The sequence below is a fragment of the Schlesneria sp. genome (genome assembly GCF_036405755.1).
Lineage (GTDB): Bacteria > Planctomycetota > Planctomycetia > Planctomycetales > Planctomycetaceae > Schlesneria > Schlesneria sphaerica.
In genome coordinates this window covers 1-4,149 of sequence record NZ_DASWWZ010000196.1, presented here as the reverse complement: position 1 = coordinate 4,149, position 4,149 = coordinate 1, and the positions used below count along the sequence as shown (strand labels likewise).

The window sequence follows — 4,149 nt, the reverse complement described above, 5'->3', positions numbered from 1 at the left end:
CAGAGTTTCGCAATGGCGGAAATACGTCGATCGAAGCTCAAGGATTGCCTGTCACCTGGTCCCCCGATGAGGGGATTGCGTGGAAGATCGAGCTGCCCGGTTACGGACAGTCATCCCCCGTTATCTGGAAGGATGTTGTTTATCTGACATCCATTCAGGGAGACGACAAAGAGCAATGCTTCCTGGTTGCGATTGAGATGGCGTCTGGCGACGTTCTCTGGCAGCGTGAGTACCCCGCCACTGTTCGGCTGAAAAATGCAGAGATGGTCAGCCGTGCCGCCCCGACCCCCGTGATTGATGCGAACGGTATCTATGTGCTGTTTGAAAGTGGCGATCTGCATGCTATCTCACACGACGGGTCGTCGCAGTGGCACAAGTCTCTCTTTGAAGATGCTGGTTCCTACAAGAATAATCACGGCTATGCGGCATCGCTGACGCAAATGGATAATGCGGTGATTGTGCTGGTCGATCATACTGGCCCTTCCTATCTTCTGGCTCTGAACAAGCAGACGGGCGAGGAAGTCTGGAAGACCGAACGAACATCGCGTACATCGTGGTCTTCTCCCTGCGTCACGCAGTTTGGAGATCAGGTTCAGGTGATCGTCAGCTCGGGAGGAACTGTCGACGGCTATGATGCACGGACGGGAAACCAGCTTTGGAGCTGCAGCGGGCTTAATGGGAATACAATCCCTTCTGCGACGCCGGTCGGTGATCTGATCTTTGTCGGTGCGTCACAGGCTCGGGGCGGCGCGAGTGAAGCGGCAGCCGCTTCGAACTGCTGCGTAAAAATTACCCCCGGCGGCGATGCTCCCTATCAGGTCGTTTGGAAGGCCGAAAAAGCACTTTGCAGCTACGTAAGCCCCCTCGCGCATCGCGGGTATGTTTACTACGTCAACAGTGTCGGTGTGCTCTATTGCCTCGAGGCCGCCACGGGTCGACAGTGCTACGCAGAACGAATTGACGGTGCATGCTGGGCTCAACCCGTTGCTGTCGGTGATCTGATCTACTTCTTCACCAAGAAGGGTGTGACTTCGGTTGTGAAGGCCGGTTCGGAATTTGAACAGGTCGCTTCGAATCGATTGTGGACTGAAGAAGCCCCTCCTCGCAGAGCTGTGGAAGAAGCGGCACCTGGCGGCGAGGGTGGCGCGGAAGCTCAGCCTCGCTCTCGAGAGCAGATGGATCCCATCATTTATGCTGTCGCCGCCGTGGACCGTGCCTTTGTGATTCGCTTGGGAACGCATCTGTACCGGGTTGGTACCAACGTCGCCGTTGCAGCGGGTGAGACCGGTTTGAAATGAGAATCCGTAGCGAGGCTTTGGGGACACCTCGCGAGAGCTGTGCCCGTTTCATCAGATCGCAAAGCGGAAGTTGGCGGAGCGAGGTCAGTTAGAGTGGGATCCCGTCGACGCGTCTGGGTTTGTGAGGAGATTGAGATGAGCCCCCCCGGACGGCGTTGAACACGTTCGGCAGAATCAGATTTCTCCGTGCTGACAGACCAGATGACTGAGTGGTGTTGAATCAAAAAAAGATTTGTGACGGGTACCTGATATGCAGTCATCGGAGAGCGAGCAGGTGAACGGAGAAGATCTCCGGGCTGCAGCAGCAGTTTTTTGAGTTGATGATCCGGTCGTCGCATTCCTTCTGTTGCACGCAAATTCGAGAAGTGGTCTGCAAACTATGAACTCCAGTCTGGAAAACTCTGAAGGTGCCGAGTTCGATCTCCCTTGTGGGGAAATGCCCGAAGTGGGAACTCCACCGTCCACTCAGATGACACCCAGGTATCGGTATGCCGATTTGAGTCGGGCTGGTCGTGAGGTGTTGATTGAACACGAAGGCCAGATGTATCGCTTACGCACAACACGGAACGGCAAGCTGATCCTGAATAAATGAGAAACGGCCCCTGCAGAGACTGAGCTGCAGGGGCCGTTTTTCTGTCAGTCCCTCGGCTAGCGTGGTGGAATTCCGAGCGAGAATTCGGTCGCGGGAACGTGATGCGGATACTTCCACTTTCCTACGTTGTCGCGCACCCACTCATAGTAAAACCGGATTCCGCGATCATTGGGGCCTGTCCCGTACCCACCCATTTCGCCGTGGGGGGCGGTGCCGCTGAAATTGGTGATCCCCTGCACGAAGCCAGAATGGAACATGAAGACGGCATGAGGTGCATCGAGATAGTTTCGACAGTTCGCATAGACCGCGTCGATGTTGGTTTTGTTGAACAGGCCGTCGTTGTTGTAGTAGTCCTCGCGGATCGGCTCGACATTCACAACGAATCCTTCTTTCGGGATCGCCATCCCCTTCTGAATGATTCGCACGTCCATGGTGGGGTATTCGTCTGACGTTCCCGATTTCCAGTGAGGACCCACACCGACAGGGATGTCGCTGGCAATCGCCTTGAACCAGGCCGTCAACTGATCCTTTTTCTGAGGGCCGTCCGGTTCCCGGATCAGCAATTTGTCGGCGGTAAGGGGATGGTTGAATTCGTCGCACAGGTTGACAAAGACATTTCGCAGCCCCTTCTCTTTGAGAAAACGAGCTGTTTCTTCAATCGCGGTCTGGATCGCTTTGTCGTCATGAAAGTCCTGATCCTTGCGAGGGGCAATGACGCCGATCATGACGACCATTCCCCTGTCATCGGCTTCACGAACGAACGATTCAATACGTCGGGCGACCTCGGGTAGCAGCTTTCCGTGTCGACTGAAGCCATTCAGGCCGGCGTTGCCGTCAGGGAATCCCGCATTAACTCCCTGAATGTAGGCCCCGACGAGGTTGATGCCGTGAGCGTTCATGTTATCGAAGTTGCGAATATACCGTTCCGTCACCGCATCGCTGTAGAAGGCGTTACCACAGCGAATCCCCCATAAGTCGATCTCGTGTCCTCCCAGGTAGGGACGGTTTTCCCGGATTTCGAACCTCTTCGTTTCGCCCCGGGGTTCGGCGGGCTTTAAGACGATGGCTTCACCGCTCGCTTTCAGATCATCGAAATACGACTGAGCGTCCGCTTTCGACCACAGACCGATTCGTCCGAATCCTCGGATCGAGGCATCTTCGACTTCCAGACGAATCTGGTCATCGAGCAGGCAGACGATCTGTTGACCTTTCATTGTGATCTGGAGCGTATGCCAGCGATCATCTGCCGGGGCTTTGACACTGCCGAGCTGAGATCGCTTGCCGTCGATGACTTTGTAGAGACGGAAAGAGTCTTCCAGTGGGTTGTATCTGGCCACGTAGTATGTCTGCGCGTTTTTTGCTCGCCAGACAAGTCCCCCACCCTGATCGACCACCCCCTTTACGCCCTTCAGTCGGACGCTCAGTTCGACATCTTCGAAAAGGAGCTCCGGTCGGAAGATAAGATTGAATGCGGAGTCCGCACTTTGCTCCGTCTGCGCCAGAACTCGATTCGTTCCGTCCATTGTCACTGACCAACCCCCCACAGCAGTCAAAAATCCCGCCGCGGGCGCTCCCACTGCATCCGATTCAAAATCGAAATCTTTTGACACACGGGTGACTTCCTGCGCTCGTAATGGTCCCAGACAGGCTAGCAAGCCAATCCAGGCGACGATCGACAATCTTCTCATTGTGGCAGCTCCTCTACAGCTTCTCAGCGACAAGTCGCACTTCCGCTTTCAGAATCGTCCGGGGATTCAATCGTCGCCCCGCAGCACAGTCAGTCCCGGGTCGATACCGACCTGGTACTGCACCGTTTTACTGACGGCTTCCCCTTGGGGTGTCCGCAATTCAAGTTCGACGCGAACGGTTTGATAAGGAATAATGGGGATCGATTCGTCTTCGAGTTCAAATCCCAGTAGCTGGTTCCCCGCCAGCAGGTCGTCATCCACAAATCGAATGGGGGGATTCCGTTTTGCCAGGGTCCCGGTCTTTCCGTCTTTCCAGGCCTGGAGAACCGTTTCCAATGTCTGGCGGGCGAGCTCCGGGTCTTGCTCAACGAGGTGGCGGGCGGAATCACGACAGCCACACGTCCCCCACGACCAGACAAGAACAGAGCAAATCAGAATCGTGCGCATCGAGGTGTCCCATGGTTTTGATGAGCGGGGATTCAACGATCTCAACAACGCGCACCACGCTCAGAAAAACGGGCAACGCCTTCGGCATGACAGCGAACGGAATGTTCCAGGATTTCGAGCGTTC

Annotated in this window: 4 protein-coding genes; 2 read left to right on the top strand and 2 right to left on the bottom strand. The window is 55.5% G+C overall.

The features are described from left to right. The coding region (locus VGE80_RS06645) for an outer membrane protein assembly factor BamB family protein (protein ID WP_440592106.1) at nucleotides 1-1,298 on the top strand (1,298 nt) is incomplete at its 5' end. A 379-nt stretch (nucleotides 1,299-1,677) separates the two neighbouring features. Continuing rightward, on the top strand, nucleotides 1,678-1,890 hold the full coding sequence (hemP, locus tag VGE80_RS06640) for a hemin uptake protein HemP (protein ID WP_440592105.1): 213 nt from the start codon (nucleotides 1,678-1,680) through the stop codon (nucleotides 1,888-1,890). Nucleotides 1,891-1,946: 56 nt separating this feature from the next. On the opposite strand, the gene VGE80_RS06635 is transcribed toward hemP, so the two are convergent. Further along, nucleotides 1,947-3,578, bottom strand: a complete 1,632-nt coding sequence (locus VGE80_RS06635) for a hypothetical protein (RefSeq protein WP_440592104.1) — start codon at nucleotides 3,576-3,578, stop codon at nucleotides 1,947-1,949. A gap of 66 nt (nucleotides 3,579-3,644) precedes the next feature. Continuing rightward, entirely contained in the window at nucleotides 3,645-4,025 is a 381-nt protein-coding gene (locus VGE80_RS06630) for a hypothetical protein (RefSeq protein ID WP_440592103.1), read from the bottom strand. Nucleotides 4,026-4,149: the final 124 nt, after the last annotated feature.